The sequence below is a fragment of the Oceaniferula spumae genome (genome assembly GCF_042849255.1).
GTDB classification, from domain to species: domain Bacteria; phylum Verrucomicrobiota; class Verrucomicrobiia; order Verrucomicrobiales; family Akkermansiaceae; genus Oceaniferula; species Oceaniferula spumae.
The window spans coordinates 4,318,757-4,336,301 of the sequence record NZ_AP026866.1 but is presented as its reverse complement, the minus strand read 5'-3'; the positions used below and the strand labels follow the sequence as shown (position 1 = coordinate 4,336,301).

Here is a 17,545-nt window from a genome sequence, read left to right as displayed (position 1 = left end):
GAGGGCGTGCGGTGAATCGCTCCGTTCATACCGCTAGAAAGTTCTCCCCATGCAGATATGTGGCAGCTAATTGTGTGATCGGACCGTCTAGGGTAGAGAGCTGATAACTCGGTAGATGCCTCGGTTGTCAGGGTTGGCGATATTGTAAGTCCTGACACTGCCGTCGCCACGGGTTTCTGGTGAGAAGGTCCCCCACTGCATCGTTGTTGCGTCGTATTTCTGCACAAGGTAAAGGCGCAGGCTCGAGCTGTTGTGGTTCAGTGTGGGGGTGCTAGGGGTCGGCAGGGTCACCCAAGGTTGGGACTGGGAGGTATTGCTCAAGGGATCGGAAAGCTGCAGGAATTCTTCGAGGTTGGATTTACCATCGTTATCGACGTCGTGACCTGGTTCGGCGTTACCGTTGTCGATTTGGGTGGAGGTGAAGGTTTCGGTCATCCAGATCGCGTAGGAGGATTGTTCTGCGGCGGCGCTGCCGATGGCCTGTTGCCCGGCGGCGTTGAAGTGGAGGTCGTCGCTATCCATTCCGAAGGTATCTGTATTGATGATGGCCGTGCGATGATCCGCGGCTTCGACATTGTCCTGGGCCTGCTGCACGGTGTCTAGATCGGCGGATCCGATATCGGTTTGCTGGTCGGAAAGGCGGGAGATAATGAACGGCAGGTGGGTGCCGTAGGTGAGACGGATGTCGGCTATGAAATTGGTGAGGTTGGTCTGGTAACTCGCGGCATGCCCGGTCTTGGCGTCGCTTTCTCCCTGGACCCACAGCATAGCGTCGAGGGTTGTGGTGGCGTTGGGGTATTTGGCTGCGAGGTGGGCGAGACCGTCGGTGACGGTGGTTTGGAATATCTGGTATTCCGTTCCGTCTCCGGCGGTGGTTGCATCGCCACCTCCCTTCCACTGGGTGTGCAGGTTGGTGCCGCCGTTGGCGTATTTGATGATGGCGACGCGGGTGTTGGGTTCCAAGGCGTAGAGATCGGCGAGCCGTCGGCCGAGCACGATGGCGGGACCGAAGCCGTTGCTAAATGATGTGCCGGGTCGCAGAGTTGTGGTGGTGGATGAGGTGTCGTTGCGAATGCGGTAGATAAAATCGACGTCGTCTTGAGGTTGTTGGAGGTTGACCGGGCTGGTGGGAAGGTGGGCGGGATTGCCGCGTCCGTCGGCATTGGACTGACCGCCGATGAGGATGGTGTGCACTCGGGTGACCGAGGGGTCGACGGCGGTCAATTGATTGAACTCGTGTAGATTGGCAATCGTTTCGGCGTCGGCTGCGTGGTCGAGGATCCAGACTTCATCGATGAGTCCTGCGAAGTCGAGGTCGAGGCTGGTGTCGTAGGCCTCGCCGATAGTGTCGAGGATGAAGCCAAGGGATTTGCCGGTGACGGTTTCGACGTGCTGGCCGTCTCGGTAGTAGCTCAGCACACTACTGCTGCCGGTGCCGCTGGCCACGATAGCGTGGTGATGCCAATCGGTGTCCGCGGTTGAGGGGAAGTCGTGTTGGCGGTGGTCGGGCACCGGATTCTGGTTCTCGTCGGCGCTGCGCCAGCGGAGGAGATCATTGTTGTTAAGTCCAATGAAGAACTTGGTGTTCCCCCTTTCCCCAATTACCATATCATAGGCGTGGGATGCAGAGTCGCGCTTGGCCCAGAAGGCGATGGTATAGGGAGCGCCGCTGGAGAAAGTTTTTGAAGGAATGGCGATGTAGTCGCGGTCTGCGCTGAAGACCATGGCGCCACCTCCGAATTTGTAGGTGCCGGCGGTTGTGGTGATGGCGGAGTTTCCTGTCGTTCCAACATCGGTCAGGCTGCCGTGGCGGGCATTGGCTGACGAGTCAGTAAAATCGGTGTCAAAGCTGTAGTGTGCCCAGACTCCCGCGTGGGCGCTGCTTGTGATAACGGCGAGGAGGGCTGAGAGGAGGGTTTTCACGGGCTTTGAGGTTTAAATTTTATCGAGAGAGACAAAAATGCCAGAGAGGATTTCCCCTCTGGCATGGAATTAGAATTTATCTTGCCTTCCTTAGCGGTGACGGCGAAGGAGCAGGCCGAGACCGGCGAGACCAAAGAGGACTGCGCTGGATGGTTCAGGGACGAAGGTCACGTCTACGTTGTTGAGCTGCACCGTGCTGGCATCCATTTGACCAGTGGAGAGAAATCCGACGCGGTCGAAAGTATAGGTGGTGACGTCGCCAGCAGCGATGTTGCCGCTCAGGTTCAATTCGTAGGTAAGTCCTCCATCCGATTCGTTCAAAAATGTAAAGGAAACATCGAGTGAGTCGTCTCCCAAGCGTTCGATCGCGAGGTCATAATTGAAGTTAGTTTCCCTAAGGACACCAGAACTGGGGGCGACATTTGATGAAACGCCGGTGTCGAGTGAGGCAGTTCCATTGCCAGAGGCGAATTCAGCCGTAGAATTGTCTAGGTTATCCAAGCGATTGAAAAGCTTTCCGGTGCCAGTGGTTCCATGGGAAGTGGTGCCCAGCACCCCGAGCCAGTTTGCGGTATTAGCTGATCCATTGACATTGAAGAGGCCCATGCGGAATGCATCAGCACCAGAGGCCGCATCATCGGCATTGGTGAAATCAAAGGTTCCGCTTCCGCTCAAGGTGAGGGTGTCTCCCGTGTTGGCGAGAGTATAAGAGGGCGTGACGGCAAAGATACCGACACCATCGGCACTGAAATCGGCACCCGTTCCGATGGTTGGGCTAGAGGTGCCGAAGTTTGAACCGTTTGGTGAACCTTGAGAGAATGACCAGCCTGAAACCAGAGCGCCGTGAGTGCTGGTGAGGGATGCCGCGAGGCATAGGGATGTGAATAGGGATTTCATTGGATTGTGTGGATATTGCTCAGGTGATTCTGAACGTGGTTTCTCGTAGTTTGCTACTACGTATAGTGGGAGTGAATCCATTTTTTGACATATCAACTGGCTCCCTTAGGTATCCAGCAGAACATTCGGTCAGCCAATTATTGCCTGCGCCGGACGGAGGCTCAGCATTCCCCTTGCGTCATTCCGCCCGCTATGGCAAGGCAGTGCCCGATGAATACTTGGCACGATAAACTCTCCTACTTTCTCTTTGGAGAAGACACACATGCAGAGCTCGACTGGCTGATGCGCCTTGTCGTCGACGGGATTCTGTTTGCCGCCGTCCTGCTTACCGCATTCCTGGCCTTCTTCGTCATCCGCAAGGTGCTGATGCGCATTGTGACCAAGGTGGTGAAAAAAACCGAAAACACCTGGGACGACGAGATCCTCAAGAGCAAGCTTTCCACCTGGATCTCCATGTTGATTCCGGCAGTCATCATCCTCAAGGCCGCTCCGATGGCTATCGTTACTCTGGATGAAGGCAGTCTGGAATTTTCCTCATTCATCGAAATCACGGCGAAGATATTCATCATTATCCTATCGTTTCTCTCGATCAATTCCGTGCTCAACATCGTCGAACGCATCTATCGCCGATTCGATGTCTCTCGCGAACTGCCGATCAAAGGTTTCCTTCAAGTCATCAAGATCATCCTGCTGCTGGCCGCGATCATTTTAATCGTCTCCTCCCTCATTGGGAAATCCCCAGTGCTCATCTTCTCCGGCCTCGGTGCCATGACCGCGATCATGATGCTGATCTTCAAGGACTCCATCCTGGGGCTCGTCGCCGGCATCCAGCTATCGGCAAACAGAATGGTCGCGCGCGGTGACTGGATCGAAATGCCCAAGTTCGGAGCCGATGGCGAAGTGCTCGAAGTCGCGCTCACCACCGTCAAGGTGCGCAACTGGGACAAAACCATCACCACCCTCCCCACCTACGCCCTCATCTCCGACAGCTTCAAAAACTGGCGAGGCATGAGCGCCAGCGGAGTCCGCCGCATCAAACGCTCGGTGGGTATCGACATGTCCACGGTCCAGCTGCTAGACGACTCGATGTTAGAAAAAATGCACAACATCCGTCTTCTCAAACCATATCTTGAGCGCAAGGAAAAGGAACTCGCCGAGTGGAACACCCAACACGCCAAAGACGATTTCACCAGTCCGGTCAACTCCCGCGCACTGACAAATTTAGGCACCTTCCGCGCCTACATGCTTGAGTATTTAAAAAACCACCCGAAGATTTCCCAAGACCAAACCCTGATCGTGCGCCAGCTCCAACCCACCCAACACGGCGTCCCCATCGAACTCTACACCTTTACCAACGACAACGCCTGGGCCAAATACGAAGACATCCAATCCGACATCTTCGATCACTTCCTAGCCGTGCTCCCCGAGTTCGGACTGAGAGCATTCCAAAGCCCCAGCGATCATTCATTCCAACAACTGACCCATGCCTAGTCAAACCATGACCCTTTTCGATACTCTGACTCGCAGCCAACGCGAACTCACCCCCCTCGACGGCGAAACCTTCCGCTTCTACTGCTGCGGCCCCACCGTTTACGGTCCGGCCCACATCGGCAACTTCCGCACCTTCGTCATGCACGATGTCTTCCGTCGTGTGCTCGAAACCGGCGGCATGAAAACTCTACATGTTAGAAACATCACCGATGTCGACGACAAAACCATCCGCGACTCCCAAGCAGCCGGAAAAACACTGAAAGACTTCACCGCCGGATGGACCGAAAAATTCCACACCGACTGCACCGTGCTCGGCTGCCTACCGCCGCACATCGAGCCCAGCGCCATCGAGCACATCCCCCAGCAGATCGCCATGATCGAGCAGTTGATCGAAAAAGGCCACGCCTATGCCTCCGATGACGGCTCGGTCTACTTCAAGGTCGCCTCATTCCCCGACTACGGCAAACTCTCCCACCTCGACACCCGCGAGCTCGATCTCGGCAAGACCCAGAACCAGCGCGCCGACGCCGATGAGTATGAAAAAGACTCCATCGCCGACTTCGTGCTGTGGAAGTCACGGAAAGCGGAAGACGGCGAGAACTTCTGGAGCTCCCCCTGGGGCGACGGCCGACCCGGCTGGCACCTCGAGTGCTCCGCCATGATCAAGGAGTACCTCGGCGAGGACTTCGACCTCCACTCCGGGGGTGTCGACCTCGTTTTCCCGCACCACGAAAACGAAATCGCCCAGAGCCAGTGCTCCTGCGGTGGCAACTTCGCCGCCCACTGGTTTCACATCACCCACCTGATGGTCGACGGCGGCAAGATGTCGAAATCGTTAGGAAACCTCTATACCATCGACGATCTCGAAGCCAAAGGCCACACCGCCATGGAAGTGCGCTACGTGCTCATCTCCGGCCACTACCGCAAACAGCTGAACTTCACCCTGGACTCCCTGCACGCCGCCAAAGAAGCCCTCGCGAAACTAGCGAAAGGCCGCGAGGCCCTAGGTGGCGGCGACTCTCAGTCGCCAAGCCAAGCACAAGACTTCCACCTCTTCCAACCCGCCTGGGACTCCCTCAACCGAGACCTCAACACCCCGGCGGCGTTAGGCCACCTCTTCTCCGGCCTCAAAGCCGCCCAGAAGTTAGAAGGCAAAGAAGCCGCCGCCAACCTCGCCGCCTTCGATGCCATCCTCAACGCCCTCGGCCTCGAACTCCCGTCCACCGAAGACACGGGCTCCGACATCCCCGCCGAAGTCAAAGACCTCGCCGACCAACGCCTGGCCGCCAAGCAAAACAAAGACTGGGCCGCCTCCGATGCCCTGCGCGACCAAATCACCGCCCTCGGCTGGACCATCAAAGACAGCCCAGACGGCTATGAGGTCAGTAAGCTGTAAGGAGGATGGACATTCCTGTCCATCAACAACCCAAGCCCCCCACTCCCCTCCCTCCTTGACAAAGCGCCCCCCGTAATACATTGTTACAACATGATCAAGACCATCACCAAGATCGGCAACTCGCGTGGCATCATCCTTGATTCCGCCCTGCTCGAGCTCGCCAACCTCAAGGAGGGTGACAAGGTGAACATCACCGTGCACAGCGGCGGCACGATCACCATGACGCCCGAGGTGGGTACAGTGGACAATGCCACCTTCGACGGCGTGCTCAAGGAGGTGCTCGAAGACTACTCCGACACCCTCGAAAAGCTCAGCTAAAGGTCCATGGGAAACACCATCCACCCCAGCCTTGAGCAGATCCTCCGCATCCATCAAGCGGTGCTGGCCAAGGACGGCGGCAGCGATGGCATCCGTGAGATGAATCTGCTCGAAAGTGCCCTCGCCGCTCCGCGAGCCACGTTCGGCGGAGCTCCCATCATGACCGATCCAGTTGAGATCGCAGCGGCCTACCTGTATTACCTCTGCAACAACCACCCCTTTGTCGATGGCAACAAACGCGTCGCACTCGCTACCTGCCTCGTATTTCTCAAAATCAACGGCGTCTCTCCAAAACCCGACTCATCAGAGTGGGAACGCCTCGTCATCGACGTCGCCTCATCCGCCATCGATCGCGCCCTCACCACCGAGCGACTCCGCCTCTTGTTAGACACCCACTAATTTTCAACATTCCAATCCAAGAAACCATGATCCGTCCGCGCAGAAATAGAAAATCTCCCGCTGTCCGTGCCCTTGTGCGCGAGACCACTCTCTCGGCCTCCGATTTTATCTACCCGCTTTTTGTTCACGACAAAGACGTCAACGAAGCCATCGACTCCATGCCCGGCTGCACCCGCTGGTCGATTGACGGCTTGGTCAAGGAAGCTGGCGAGGCCTACGCGCTCGGCGTTCCGGCGGTGGTTCTTTTTCCCGCCATTGCGGAACATCTGAAAACTCCACGTGCCGAGGAAAGTTATAACGACGATGGACTTGTGCCCCGCGCGATCAAAGCCCTCAAAGCCGCCCACCCCGGCCTCTGCGTGATTACCGACGTCGCGCTCGATCCCTACAACTCGGACGGTCACGATGGTATTGTTAGAAAAAACGGCGACGATCTGGAAATACTCAACGATGAAACCGTCGAGGTGCTCTGCCAGCAAGCCCTCAGCCACGCCCGTGCCGGAGCCGACATGGTATCGCCCAGCGACATGATGGACGGTCGGGTGGAAGCCATCCGCGAGTCACTCGATCTGGAAGACCACGAAAACGTCTCCATCATGGCCTACACCGCCAAATACGCCTCCGCCTTCTACGGCCCCTTCCGCGGAGCCCTCGAATCGGCACCCAAAGCAGGCGATAAAAAAACCTACCAAATGGACCCCGCCAACGCCCGCGAAGCGATCCGCGAAATTTTGTTAGACGAAGAAGAAGGCGCCGACATCCTCATGGTCAAACCCGCCGGCCCCTACCTCGACATCATCGCCCAGATGCGCGAAACCACTACCCTGCCAGTGGCCGCCTACCAAGTCAGCGGCGAATACCTCATGATCAAATCCGCCAGCCAAGACGGCTGGCTAGACGAAAAAGCCATCGTGTTAGAGTCCCTAACAGGCATCAAACGCGCCGGAGCAGATATCATCTTAACTTACTTCGCCAAGGATGCTGCAAGCTGGCTAAAGTAGGACAGCTTTGTAAGCTGTCGGCTGGCTTTGCGAAATCATCGTGCTTGGGTTGATTATTCCAAAGGTTGCCGACAAGTTGCAAACTTGTCCTACTTTGCCACCCCATCCACCAGCGTCTTCCAGACACTGAAATCCTTATCCAGGATCACAAGGTCCGCGCAGAAGCCGGGTTCGATTTTTCCGATGTCGTCGAGGCCTAGTGACTGCGCTTGGTTCCACGATGTCGCTTTGACAATTTGATGCAGCGGCAGGTCGGTGAGTTCGGCGATGAGTTTGACACCGTCGTTGTAGAGCAGGATACTTCCGGCGAGCGCGCCGCCTTCTTTGAGTCGGGCTTCGCCGTTGTCGACGACCACGTCCAGTCCGCCAAGTTTGACTTCGCCCTTGCCGATCCATGAGCCGGCCATGGAGTCGGTGATCATGATGAGCTGTTCGATGGGTTTCACCGAGAACACCAGCTTAAGAAAATCTGGTGCGAGGTGGATGCCGTCGCAGATCAACTCGATTTTTAAATCCGGATCTAACAAACCAGAGCCTACCACGCCGATTTCACGATGGTGCAGTCCGGTCATGGCATTGCCGAAGTGGGTGAGATGAGTCAGTCCGGCCTCCTTGGCGGCCATGACTTGCTCGTAGGTGGAAGAAGTGTGGGCGGCGGAGGCGCTAATGCCGGCGGCCTTGGCCTCGCGAATGCATTCGCAGGCACCGGGCATGTCGGGAGCGATGGAGAACACCTTGGCGGGGGCAATTTCGTGGATGCGTTTCAGTTCATCCCAGTTTGGTTCGCGCACGAATTGGGGATTTTGAGCACCGGCGTTGGCTTTGTTAATGAACGGGCCTTCGACGTGCAGACCGGGAGTTTTGGCGAACTCCTGGTTTTCCATGTATTCGGCACATTTCGCGGCGATCTCTTCTAACAAATCCTGTGGCTGGGTGAGCGTGGTTGGTAGCCAGGTGGTGACACCTTCGCCCAGTTTCGTCTTGGCAATGTGGCGGATGCTTTCGACATCGTTGTCGCAAACGTCCTTGTGATCGGCTCCGTGCGCGTGGATATCGACAAAGCCAGGCATGACGTAGCGGCCTCCGGCGTCGATCACTTCATCGGCCTCAGGAAGATCGTCTCCCGGCAGGTGGACCCAGGCGATTTTTCCGTTGGTGATTTCAATAGTAGCGCCTTCGACTTCTACATCCGGCGAGATAACATGGGCGTTGGTGATCAGAGTTTTCATAATCTCTCGTGTTGATCAACACCTTGAAGGGCGGCTCAGTCTTTATCAAGAATCATGTCTCTGGATTTCCAGAAATAGGACAGGCCGGAGATCACAGTGAGTGCCACAGCCGGCCACAGTGAAAGAGGGAACAGCCAATGATCTTTATCGGAGAGATATTGCAGGAATTTTACCACCGCATTGTCCGATGTGATTGTCTCAAATGTTAGATAAACCAGAGCCGTGATGATGAAGGTGAGTTGGAAGGTGGTCTTCCACTTTCCAAGTCCGTCCGCCGCGATGACCGTCCCCTTTTCCACTGCAATCTGTCGAATACCCGTGACCAGAAACTCGCGACAAATAATCAGCGCAGTCACCCAGACCGGACAGAGCCCCTTGGCCGAGAGGTAGACAAAGCCAGAGCAGACGAGGATTTTATCGGCCAGAGGATCGAGCAGTTTCCCTAGCGATGTCACCAAGTTCATTTTCCGCGCGAGATAGCCGTCGAGCCAATCGGAGATCGCTCCCAGAACAAAGGCAGTTAGAGCGATGGCATAACCTGTCACACCTTCTGATGATGCCGCCGCACAAAAGATCGCAGTCAGGACAAGGCGGAAAAGGGTGATGGTATTGGGAAGATTCATGGACAGGCTTCCTCCATTTCTAGCGGATCATACCACGCCCGCAAGCCTTCATCTGGGGCAATTCCAATTTCCCCATTGACTCGAATTGCCACAAAGTTATAAATGTTCTCATGAACAGCACTCAGTCACCCCCTCAGGCGCTTGATGATATTTTGCAAAAGCTCTATGGATTCCGTGAGTTCAGGCCGCATCAGCGAGGGTTGGTGGAAGGGCTGCTGGCTGGGAAGGATGTCTTTGGGGTGATGCCTACGGGTGGTGGCAAGTCGCTGTGCTATCAACTTCCGGCTCATATGTTAGAAGGCACGGCGGTGGTGGTTAGTCCGCTGATCGCGCTGATGAAGGATCAGGTGGATGCGGCGAATGCGAATGGAATCAAGGCCGCGTATTTGAATAGCACGCTAAGCCATCAGGAGGCGGCGGCGGTGGAGAGCGCGTATCGGGCGGGTGCTCTGGATTTGCTTTATCTCGCACCGGAGCGATTGGCGCTGCCGGGCTTTGCCGACACCTTGCGGCAGAATGCGCGGAAGGCACCGAGCTTTTTTGCCATCGACGAGGCGCACTGTATTTCCGAGTGGGGGCATGATTTCCGACCGGATTATCTTTTCCTGAGTCGGCTGCGTGAGCTCTTTCCTAATACACCGGTGGGCGCGTTCACCGCGACCGCTACCGAGAAGGTGGCGGAGGATATTGAAAAACGGCTGGGGCTTCAAAGCGCGGTGAAGGTGCGGGCGTCGTTTGACCGGACTAATCTGTTCTACGAGGTCAGGGCGAAAAAAGATTGGGAAATACAACTGGTGGAGTTCATTCGCAAACGGCCTAACCAGAACGGCATCATCTACCGCACCTCGCGGAAAAGTGTCGAGTCCACGGCGGAGCTTTTAAAGGCCAATGGCATCAATGCCGCCGCCTATCATGCGGGCATGGAAGCGGAGGATCGGTCGCGGATTCAAGACGCGTTTATCCGCGATGATATCAATGTCATGGTCGCCACGGTCGCCTTTGGCATGGGCGTGGACAAGGCGGACGTGCGCTATGTGATCCACGGTGATCTGCCAAAGAATATCGAGAGCTACTATCAGGAAACCGGTCGGGCCGGACGTGATGGCGAACCGTCTCACTGCATGCTGCTTTACGCCCCTGGCGATGCCGTCAAGGTTCGCCGATTTATCGATGACATCGCAGATCAAGCGGAGCGACAACGCTCAAGTGACCTGCTCAGGGCGATGGAACGATTCGCCTCCGTGCCCAGCTGTCGCCGACGGAGTTTGCTCAACTATTTCAATGAAAACTATCAGGAGGAATCCTGTGGTGGCTGCGACTACTGCACCGGCAATTTCCAGCGCGTCGATGCCACCCGGCAGGCGCAGATGCTCTTGTCCGCGGTTGCCCGCACCGGAGGGAAATTCGGTGCCATTCACATCTGCGATATCGTTTGTGGAGCGAACACGGCGAAGATTCGACAGTTTGAACACAATGAACTGAAAACCTACGGTGTGGGCAAGGATCGGCCCAAAAGCTATTGGCGGTCATTGTTAGATGCGCTGATGGCGGAAGGAAAACTTCAGCAATCGCGCGATCAATTCCCCGTGCCGCAGATCACACAGGCGGGCACTGAGGTGATGTTTGGTCGGGAGAAATTCCACATCAACGAAGACACCCGAGTGGAGCCGGAAAAGGTGAACCAGCGTCGCAGCGGTCAGGCCGTGCAAATCGAGTGCCATGAAGGACTTTTCGAGCTCCTGCGCGTCCTGCGCAAGGAAGTTGCCGATGCAGCCTCGGTGCCACCGTATGTGGTCTTCTCAGATCGATCCCTTCGCTCCATCGCCGCCACCATGCCTGAGAGTGAGGAGGAAATGCTGCAACTGCACGGCATTGGTCAGAACAAGTGTGAGAAATACGCGGAAACATTTCTAACAGCTGTTGCTACCTATCTGAAACAACACCCGGATGCGGTGAATGAAAAGCAAGCTCTCCCCAGCGCTCCGGCACCACGTAAAGAGACGATCAAACGCGGCCCGTCTGCCACGACTCTGGTTACCCATGCCTTGGTGAAGAAGGGCCACAGCATTGAGGACATTGCCCAACAGCGGGAGCTGGCGCAGTCGACTATCGAGAGCCACATTGCCAAACTGATCGAGACAGGTGAGGACATTGATGTGAAAACTTATGTGACCGATGCGCAGATCACCCTCTGCCAGGAACTTTTCGCCGAGCACGGCATGGATGCGCTTGCTCCGGTGATCGAGGCGGCTGGTGATAAGTTAGGCTACGGTGAAGCCAAGATCATCCGCGCGATGATGCAAAAAGTAGGGTAGCTTTGTAAGCTGCCGGCAAACTTGGTGAGTGCGTCGTGCTTGGGTTGATTATTCCAAGGGTTGTCGGCAGCTTACAAAGCTACCCTACCCTGTCTAACATCGCTTGTAACTTCTCCCCTCGTGTCGGATTGGTAGATCGCACAAACTCCACCCTGCCCTGCAGGTGATCCAAGAAGGCTGGGTGCCCCTCACGGTTTTCATGCTCTGGGCCGTGCTGAATGCACCGGTGTATGATGGCACGTAGTTGATCATAGACCGAACGCTCGACATTCGCACGCTGGTTGATCACCAGACCTGCCAGACGTTGCCGCTGGGAATGAAACATCACACGCGTTTTCTTGGTATTCAGGGAAAACCCTTCCTCTCCGATGATGGACCCGACCAACCTAACAAAGGCCTCGATCCGTTTGCCACGGAACTCTTTTTCATCCGTTGAAAATGCCAGATCATCGGCGTAGCGGGTGTAGTTCAGCCCCATCTTTTCAGCCAGGCCATGCAAGCGCAGGTCCAGCCGGAACAACAAGCGATCCGCCAACGCCGGTGAACTCGGGGCACCCTGCGGTAAATGCGGCACGGTGAATTTCCAGCGATCGGAAACGGAGCGTGGCACGTCGGCTATTTCCAATCGGTGTGTGCAGAGACCCGCCAGTGCTGTGGAAACTGTCGGCGGATAACCTGCCATATGGAACAGCGCGCGCACGCGTGATTTCTCGATGCTCAGAAAGTAGTTTTTTAGATCAAACTTGATCACCGTGCGTTTGCCAACGTGTGGTCTAACATATGTTAGAATGGACCGATGTTTTTGAAACCCATGCGAGCTTGGGTGCGGAGGAATGCGATCGAGGATGCCGTGCAGAATATGGCGTTGCGCTTGTTTCATCTGCCACTTCGGCTTTTCCAGAATCCGACACCCTCCCGACTGCTTTCTAACAACACCAACCGTGTAATGTGATAATTTGGAATCCGCCGCCACGGCACCGTAGGCCCCTGCATACCAGTCGATCTGACTAACAGGAAGATCCAGCCAGTGAGCCAGGTTCCCGGTGGTGGTAATCGTCGGCACCTTCCACTCCGCTGCTACGCGCATGTCCGGTGCCATTTCCGCCGGTAGCATCTCGGTGACATGATCACTCCAGCCTTTCCGGCATTTCTTCTGAAACTTCTTATCGTCCTCAATCCACTCGCCCAGCTTGCGAACCGACGGTCTGCTGCCGCTGCCGAAGTTTTCCAGAATCCTCTCCACCAGCTTATTGGTGAACCGCGCCGCATTGAGTGAGATTTTCAGCCGCTGAGACATCGGCCCCTTTTCAAAAGGTCCGCTCAGCAGAATCTCGGCTATCGTCTCGCCACGCATCGTCGGTCAAAAAACAAAATCGACACCGGAGCCAACCTATCCTGTAGGGCCAAGGGATTCTCCCATGGCAGTGGGACGAGCCCTTGGCTGCGTCGTGTATCAGCTATACAATCCCCTGGGGTTACCCCAGAGAGGCGGATTCGATCATCTGGGATCTCCGTTTCCACCAGTCTTGGCTCCGGTGCGACTTGTTATCTCCGTTTTTAGCCCGTAATTGCGCAATCTCTAGCCTATTCTGACGCAAGTTCGCATTGCTTCATGTCGTCGCCCGTGAATAATGCGCCCTCAACCAACTCAACATTTATGGAAAAATCTGACTTTGGCCTGATTGGCCTCGCTGTAATGGGACAAAACCTCGTCCTGAACGTCGAAAGCCGTGGCTTTCAAGTATCTGTTTACAACCGCACCACCTCCACCATGGAGGAATTCATCGCAGAAAACCCTGACAAAAAACTGGTCGGATGCGAAACCCTCGAAGAATTTGTCGACAGCCTCGCCTCCCCTCGCAAGATCCAGATCATGGTAAAAGCCGGTGGTCCTGTGGATGCCGTGATCGAATCTCTCATCCCCCTTCTCGACAAAGGCGACATCATCATCGACGGCGGCAACTCGCTCTACACCGATACCGAGCGTCGCGATAAATACTGCGCCGAAGCCGGCATGCGCTTCATCGGAGCCGGTGTTTCCGGTGGTGAAGAAGGCGCCCTCAAAGGCCCATCCATCATGCCCGGCGGACCTGAGTCCACTTGGGAAGTGATGAAGCCCATTTTCGAAAGCATCTCAGCCAAGGTCGACGGCGAGCCATGCGTGGTTCACATCGGTGAAGGCGGCGCAGGCCACTTCGTCAAGATGGTGCACAACGGCATCGAATACGGCGACATGCAGCTAATCTGCGAAGCCTACAATATTTTCAAAGCCGCAGGATTTTCTAACGAAGAACTGGCTGACATTTTCGCCGATTGGAATGAGGGCGACCTTGAGTCCTTCCTGATCGAGATCACCGCAAACATCTTCAAACAAAAAGATCCGGAGACCGGAAAAGACATCGTCGATCTGATCGTCGACAAAGCCGGCCAGAAAGGCACCGGCCGATGGACCGTGATGGGATCTGTGGAGCAAGCCGTTCCATTTTCCACCATCGCCGGTTCTGTTGAAGCCCGCATCCTTTCCTCCATGCGCGACCAACGCAAAGTTGCCTCCGGCATCCTCCAAGGACCTAGCAACTGGGACTTCGATCTCACCATGAGCAAAGAAGACCTGGTGAAGAAAGTTCGCAACGCACTCTATGCCTCCAAGATCGTTTCCTACGCGCAGGGCCTCGACCTCATTTCCAAAGTCGGCGCCGACAAAGGCTGGGACCTCAACCTCGGCGAGATCGCTAAGATCTGGCGTGGTGGCTGCATCATCCGTGCTCGCTTCCTGAACCGCATTACCGAAGCCTACACCGCCGACACCCCACCGACCAACCTGATGCTCGCTCCGTTCTTCACCGACATCCTCAACCAAGGTCAGAGCGACTGGCGTGAGGTCGTCGCCCTCGCCGCGACCAACGGCATCCCAGTTCCATCCTTCGGTGGTTCCCTTGCCTACTACGATGCCTACCGCGCCGAGCGCCTGCCAGCCAACCTGCTGCAAGCCCAGCGCGACTTCTTCGGTGCCCACACCTACGAGCGCACCGACAAACCAGAAGGCGAGTTCTTCCACACCGAAGACTGGCCTGATCTGATCAGCTAGGGTTCAGTGGACAGTAGTAAGTAGGCGGTGGTCGGTTAGAAACGCGACACCGTCAACCGACTCCAACATTTCATGGCGAAACGGCACCGTCCGTTTCGCCATTTTTTGTGCGTCCACAATCCGCAGTCATTTCCCCAAAGGGGAAACTCATACCAGCCTGGGGAGCATCCCCAGGTCTGAACGATCCATGTATCCGTTGGCTGAAGGCCAACTTCATAGGCCGCGCATTTCCCAATGGTCACCCTTGTGAACCTCTGATAAAAATAACAAATGCCCCAATCGTTATCCAAGGTCATCATCCACCTCATCTTCAGCACCAAAGACCGCCATGAATGGATCGATGCACAAATCCAACCAAAACTCCACGCCTACCTCGCCACCACCGCGCGTGATGAAGGTTGGGAGTGTTATCGCGTGGGCGGAGTGAAAGACCATGTCCATCTGGCATTGCGCCAGCCAAGAACCTCAGACCTCAGTCACTTTGTGGGACACATCAAACGCACCTCGACGGTCTGGATCAAAAAACAAGACGCCAAATACGACGCATTCCATTGGCAAACTGGTTACGGTGCTTTCTCGGTGAGCGCCTCACATCTTGACGCGTTGATTACCTACATTTCCAAGCAGGAGGAGCACCATCGGAAACAAACTTTTCAAGACGAGTTCCGGGCGTTTTTGGGGAAATATGGAATCGAGTTCGATGAACGGTATGTTTGGGATTAATGGTGGAACCTATGAAGTTGGCCTTCAGCCAACGCTCATCACTCGCATACCATTCTTGGGGATGCTCCCCAAGCTGGTATGAATTTCCCCGTTGGGGAAATGAGAAAAGCATCGTATGTTGAATAAAAGAAAGTCCAGCCTCGTCCAATCCTATAACTCAACCAAAGTCATGCGTAAAATTCTACCTACCCTGCTGTCCACGGTCATTTTCTGTTTTGTATCTCAACCGCACGTCCACGCTGAGCCTGACGTCGCAGATGATACTCCATCGCCTCAGATTTTGAAGGAAAAGGCGGGTATTCTCCACGCAGCAACTAACAAACTCGCTCGCGATTTCCGCGCTGCATCGGCGGGGAAAAACTGGGGCCTTAGCCCTGGTCACAAAGCTCTGTATCAGTCGATTTTCAATTACCGCGACGAGCTGGAGACCGTCACAGAAATGTGTAAAGCCGGAGAGTCGCCTGACCGATTGCTAACCGTTGCGCTCGACTGTAAGCTCAAGGGGCAGGCAATGACTGAGTTGGCAGTTTTTGTGATTCTGCCAAAGGAGCTTTCAGAACAAATCAGCAAACTCTCAGAACGTAGCAGCGAACTTCTTGCTCCCATCCAACAGTATGAACAGCGCTATTTCACGTGGCGCAAAGTGGATCTGGAACGTAAACATGCCAATGATTTGGCACGACTACAGAGAGAGCTAGCCGCTTTAAAAAGTAACCAAGACCAGATCGTCCAGCGCACTAACGAAATTAGCTCTCAACAAGATTGCCCACCACAACAAGTGATCGTGGTGGAACCATCTCACTCTCGGCATCCTGCGCCCCCTCGCTCCCATCCAAGCCGAAATCGTCCAGCCATACCAGCCGGAACCACGACTTGGCCGGATCCACAATCACCACAGAGCCCACCGGTATCGCCACCTGTAGTGCGTCCACCACACAACCAGCCAGCTCGACCTTCACAGCGTCCTACTCGTTGATCATGTCGATCAACTGACGGAGGCGGCCGAAATTGCGGCGGCGGTGGCGGAAGATCAGACGTGGTAGATCTTGGATTTTCTCATCGCCGCTTTCGGCTGGCAGAGGTCCCCCTTGTTCGAAGTCACCGCTTTTGACGATGTCAGCGAACTCTTTGCGGATTTTTTTCATCTTCGCCTCGGTGAGCTTCTCCTGCATACGGATCACCAAACGATCACCGCAGTAGCGGTATGAGTGGAAATTAGAATAAAAGCGGGTGATTTCCTCAATGGCCTCGTCAACATCATCGGTGACTTTGTAGAGAGAGAAATCATCCTCAGAGATCAGCTTCAGGCGGCTGAGATGCTCAACCACAAACTGCTGCCAGAATTTCCAATACTTGCCACCTTTGGCATCGATCAACACCAGTGGATAGATCGCTGCTTTACCGGTCTGAATCAGTGTCAGGGTTTCGAAAATTTCATCCATGGTGCCGAACCCTCCAGGGAAGGCGGCTACAGCATCGGACTCTTTGACGAAGGAAAGCTTACGGGTAAAGAAGAAGTTAAAATCGACCAGTTTCTCATCCCCTGCGATGAAAGCATTGGCTGCGGCTTCGAAGGGTAAATTGATGTTGAGTCCGAAGCTGTCCTCACGCCCAGCGCCCTCGTTACCTGCTGCCATAATTCCCGGACCGGCGCCGGTGATCGTCATGAATCCGGCTTCACGCATCTTCTCGGTGAATTCGACCGCAGCTTTGTATTCGGGCTCTTCCGGATCGGTACGTGCGGAGCCAAAGACGGCAACTTTTCGGCAATCGCGGTAGGGGTAAAAGACCTCGTTGGCGATGCGCATTTCCTTCACTGCGCGATTGATGGTTTTGAAATCGCCATCCGTTACAGCCCCACGCGAAATACGCACGGCGGAAATCATCATCTCGGCTAACAGACAACTTTCCTTACCACTGGATGCCACTTCATTGGCAAGTTTAAGAATTTGCTCATCCAATTTCTTCTCACCTGTGGAGCCGATGTAGGAGCAAGATTCGGAGTGGATCATGCCACCGGTGAAGTCTCTGTCCTTCGGCATGTCGGATGGTTTTACGTGTGAACTCATATTGTCTGTTAGTTTAAATCTTCGTGCTGCTAGGAAAGCAACGACACATACTACATGGATATGAGGATTGTGC

Annotated in this window: 15 protein-coding genes; 9 read left to right on the top strand and 6 right to left on the bottom strand. The window is 55.2% G+C overall.

The window, feature by feature from the left end:
• Positions 1-87 precede the first annotated feature (87 nt).
• Positions 88-1,923, bottom strand: a complete 1,836-nt coding sequence (locus ACSPJT_RS18450; protein ID WP_435894037.1) for a sialate O-acetylesterase — start codon at positions 1,921-1,923, stop codon at positions 88-90.
• A gap of 90 nt (positions 1,924-2,013) precedes the next feature.
• Positions 2,014-2,820: a PEP-CTERM sorting domain-containing protein gene (locus ACSPJT_RS18445; protein ID WP_435894036.1), complete on the bottom strand. Its 807-nt coding sequence runs from the start codon at positions 2,818-2,820 to the stop codon at positions 2,014-2,016.
• A gap of 210 nt (positions 2,821-3,030) precedes the next feature.
• On the opposite strand from ACSPJT_RS18445, the gene ACSPJT_RS18440 reads away from it, so the two are divergent.
• The 5 genes from ACSPJT_RS18440 (at position 3,031) to hemB (ending at position 7,425) form a co-directional block, all read left to right on the top strand.
• A complete protein-coding gene (locus tag ACSPJT_RS18440; RefSeq protein ID WP_435894035.1) occupies positions 3,031-4,311 on the top strand; it encodes a mechanosensitive ion channel family protein in 1,281 nt (426 codons plus the stop codon).
• Positions 4,304-5,707, top strand: a complete 1,404-nt coding sequence (cysS, locus tag ACSPJT_RS18435; RefSeq protein ID WP_435894034.1) for a cysteine--tRNA ligase — start codon at positions 4,304-4,306, stop codon at positions 5,705-5,707. The genes ACSPJT_RS18440 and cysS overlap by 8 nt, the downstream gene beginning before the upstream one ends.
• Before the next feature lie 90 nt (positions 5,708-5,797).
• The gene (locus tag ACSPJT_RS18430) at positions 5,798-6,025 is read left to right on the top strand and encodes an AbrB/MazE/SpoVT family DNA-binding domain-containing protein (RefSeq protein ID WP_435894033.1); all 228 of its coding nucleotides are present in this window, start codon (positions 5,798-5,800) and stop codon (positions 6,023-6,025) included.
• A gap of 6 nt (positions 6,026-6,031) precedes the next feature.
• Complete coding sequence (locus tag ACSPJT_RS18425) at positions 6,032-6,424, top strand: type II toxin-antitoxin system death-on-curing family toxin (protein WP_435894032.1); 393 nt, start codon at positions 6,032-6,034, stop codon at positions 6,422-6,424.
• Between the two features lie 26 nt (positions 6,425-6,450).
• Positions 6,451-7,425, top strand: a complete 975-nt coding sequence (gene hemB, locus ACSPJT_RS18420; RefSeq protein WP_435894031.1) for a porphobilinogen synthase — start codon at positions 6,451-6,453, stop codon at positions 7,423-7,425.
• A gap of 89 nt (positions 7,426-7,514) precedes the next feature.
• Here hemB and nagA read toward each other — a convergent pair whose 3' ends face one another.
• Together nagA and pgsA are read right to left on the bottom strand one after the other, a co-directional pair.
• Positions 7,515-8,654: an N-acetylglucosamine-6-phosphate deacetylase gene (nagA, locus tag ACSPJT_RS18415; RefSeq protein WP_435894030.1), complete on the bottom strand. Its 1,140-nt coding sequence runs from the start codon at positions 8,652-8,654 to the stop codon at positions 7,515-7,517.
• Between the two features lie 35 nt (positions 8,655-8,689).
• A complete protein-coding gene (gene pgsA / locus ACSPJT_RS18410) occupies positions 8,690-9,277 on the bottom strand; it encodes a CDP-diacylglycerol--glycerol-3-phosphate 3-phosphatidyltransferase (protein WP_435894029.1) in 588 nt (195 codons plus the stop codon).
• Positions 9,278-9,387: 110 nt separating this feature from the next.
• On the opposite strand from pgsA, the gene recQ reads away from it, so the two are divergent.
• Complete coding sequence (gene recQ / locus ACSPJT_RS18405; protein WP_435894028.1) at positions 9,388-11,592, top strand: DNA helicase RecQ; 2,205 nt, start codon at positions 9,388-9,390, stop codon at positions 11,590-11,592.
• 79 nt (positions 11,593-11,671) lie between these two features.
• Here recQ and ACSPJT_RS18400 read toward each other — a convergent pair whose 3' ends face one another.
• On the bottom strand, positions 11,672-12,946 hold the full coding sequence (locus tag ACSPJT_RS18400) for a reverse transcriptase family protein (protein WP_435894027.1): 1,275 nt from the start codon (positions 12,944-12,946) through the stop codon (positions 11,672-11,674).
• A gap of 303 nt (positions 12,947-13,249) precedes the next feature.
• Between ACSPJT_RS18400 and gnd the strand changes: the two genes are divergently transcribed.
• The 3 genes from gnd (at position 13,250) to ACSPJT_RS18385 (ending at position 16,379) form a co-directional block, all read left to right on the top strand.
• Positions 13,250-14,680 carry a decarboxylating NADP(+)-dependent phosphogluconate dehydrogenase gene (gnd, locus tag ACSPJT_RS18395; RefSeq protein ID WP_435894026.1) on the top strand — a complete coding sequence of 477 codons (1,431 nt, stop codon included), beginning with the start codon at positions 13,250-13,252 and terminating at the stop codon, positions 14,678-14,680.
• Between the two features lie 270 nt (positions 14,681-14,950).
• Positions 14,951-15,403, top strand: coding sequence for an IS200/IS605 family transposase (gene tnpA / locus ACSPJT_RS18390; protein WP_435894025.1), 453 nt, complete (start codon positions 14,951-14,953; stop codon positions 15,401-15,403).
• 169 nt (positions 15,404-15,572) lie between these two features.
• Positions 15,573-16,379 carry a hypothetical protein gene (locus tag ACSPJT_RS18385; protein WP_435894024.1) on the top strand — a complete coding sequence of 269 codons (807 nt, stop codon included), beginning with the start codon at positions 15,573-15,575 and terminating at the stop codon, positions 16,377-16,379.
• On the opposite strand, the gene ACSPJT_RS18380 is transcribed toward ACSPJT_RS18385, so the two are convergent.
• Positions 16,369-17,472: an LOG family protein gene (locus ACSPJT_RS18380; RefSeq protein ID WP_435894023.1), complete on the bottom strand. Its 1,104-nt coding sequence runs from the start codon at positions 17,470-17,472 to the stop codon at positions 16,369-16,371. The genes ACSPJT_RS18385 and ACSPJT_RS18380 overlap by 11 nt on opposite strands.
• Positions 17,473-17,545 lie beyond the last annotated feature (73 nt).